This window comes from Sphingomonas pruni NBRC 15498 (assembly GCF_001598455.1).
Classification (GTDB): domain Bacteria; phylum Pseudomonadota; class Alphaproteobacteria; order Sphingomonadales; family Sphingomonadaceae; genus Sphingomonas; species Sphingomonas pruni.
Map to the genome: position 1 here is coordinate 1 of NZ_BCYZ01000149.1, position 1911 is coordinate 1911.

General features: G+C 64.9%; 2 protein-coding genes. Both read left to right on the top strand.

Translation table 11 applies throughout. From position 1 onward, the window contains the following. Nucleotides 1–138: 138 nt before the first annotated feature. Complete coding sequence (locus SPR01S_RS20945) at nt 139–735, top strand: DUF4136 domain-containing protein (protein WP_084251346.1); 597 nt, start codon at nt 139–141, stop codon at nt 733–735. Beyond that, complete coding sequence (locus SPR01S_RS20950; RefSeq protein ID WP_066593786.1) at nt 732–1850, top strand: M14 family metallopeptidase; 1119 nt, start codon at nt 732–734, stop codon at nt 1848–1850. Before SPR01S_RS20945 ends, SPR01S_RS20950 begins: the two co-directional genes overlap by 4 nt. The last annotated feature ends 61 nt before the right edge of the window (nt 1851–1911 follow it).

The following is a 1911-nucleotide window of genomic DNA, read 5'->3' on the forward strand; positions in this document are numbered from 1 at the left end:
GGGCGGAGCAGCCCAAGGTTCCGGCGATGCGCAGCATCGTTGGAATGACTGTGGAGGGCGGCACCGCACCTGTTTCAGCCTTGCTGAAACAGACTAGAAGGCGACATACCTGTCGAACGCGATGGTGGAGAAGAGTGAATGCGTAGAGCGATCCTGCTGACGGCAGCCCTGATGGTGACGGGGTGCGCGACCGCGCCTGCCTCGTTCCCCACCGAAGTGACTCGCTATCGCGCCGATGAAGTCGGCCGTGGCACTATCGCGCTGATGCCCGACGAAGGCATCGACAACGGCCCGGAATATCAGGTCTATGCCCTGGCGGTCGGCGATGCGCTGACGAAGCAAGGCTATACTCTGGTCCCCGACGGATCGAAGAGCGTCTATGTCGCCATGATCGGCTTCCATACCGAGGCGCGCCCCGTACGCGAGCGTTCGCCGTTCAGCATCGGCCTGGGCGGCGGCACGTGGAGCGGCAATCGCGATGGCGGCGGCGTCGGGCTGGGCGGCGGCGTCTCGTTCCCGATCGGACGCGGCCGTGATCGCGAGGACGCGCTCAGCATGCTGTCGGTCAAGATCAACCAGCGCCAGGGCGATCTCGGCGTCTGGGAAGGGCGTGCCCAGTCGCGCGCGATCGGAGTCGTCGGCAATGCGGTGGCGGACAAGCTCGCCCCCAAATTGGCGACCGCTTTGTTCACCGGGTTCCCAGGGGAGTCGGGCCGGACTATCGAGGTCAAATGACCGATACCCTTCCTGCCATCACCGCCGCGTTCGACGGCGGCAATATCCGCGTCGTCGAGATCCAGGGCGACCGCGTCGACCTGGAGATCGCCAAGGACCATCTGTCCGATTTCTATCAATGGTTCTCGTTCCGCGTCGCCAATGCGGCCGGGCGCAAGCTGACTTTTCGCATCGTGAATGCGGGCAAGTCGGCCTATCCGTTCGGCTGGCCGGGCTACAAGGCGCGCGCCTCGACCGACCGCGTCCAGTGGCGGATGATTCCGACGCGCTACGACAACGGCGTGCTCGAATTCGACTGGCAGTCGGACGCGCAGGTCGCGTGGTTCGCCTATTTCGCGCCGTACACGATGGAACGGCACGAGGATTTGATCGCGACCTACGCCGCCAAGCCCGGTGTGACGCATCGCGAGCTCGGCCACACGCTCGATGGCCGCGCGATCGACTTGCTGACCATCGGCACGGGCGACAAGCCGGTATGGCTCTACGCGCGCCAGCATCCGGGCGAGAGCATGGCCGAATGGTGGATGGAAGGCGCGCTCGAATGGCTGACCAGCCCCGCGGCGGACGCGGTGAAGGCCAAATGCACCTTTCACGTCGTGCCCAACATGAACCCCGACGGCACCTTCCGCGGGCATCTTCGGACCAACGCCGCGGGCATCAACCTCAACCGCGAATGGCACGAGCCGTCGATGGAGAAGAGCCCCGAGGTCAAACTGGTCCGCGACGAGATGGACCGCACCGGGGTCAAGCTGGCGATGGACGTCCATGGCGACGAAGCGATCCCGGCCAATTTCCTGGCCGGCTATGAAGGCATCCCCAGCTGGACCGACGCGTTCGGCGAGAAATTCTACGATTTCGGCCGCCGCCTCGCTGCGCGCACGCCCGAATTCCAGACCGAACAGGGTTATGACAAGTCGGCCCCGGGCAAGGCCAATCTGACGATGTCGACCAACCAGCTCGCCGAACGGTTCGGCGCCGTGTCGATGACGCTGGAAATGCCGTTCAAGGACCACGACCCCAATCCCGACCCCGAGTTCGGCTGGTCGCCGGATCGCTGCAAGGTCCTGGCGGTGGCGTGCCTGGAAACGATCGCCGAGGTGATCGACGGGATCTGACAGGCTGGGGTCGCCAACTATCTGAGCGCTTCGGTTTCCTTTCCCCCCTCCCTGAAAGGGG

What these genes read in the sequence shown, in the direction of transcription:
- SPR01S_RS20945 (WP_084251346.1), top strand. Translation starts at nt 139, where the DNA reads ATGCGTAGAGCGATCCTGCTGACGGCAGCCCTGATGGTGACGGGGTGC.
- SPR01S_RS20950 (WP_066593786.1), top strand. Translation starts at nt 732, where the DNA reads ATGACCGATACCCTTCCTGCCATCACCGCCGCGTTCGACGGCGGCAAT.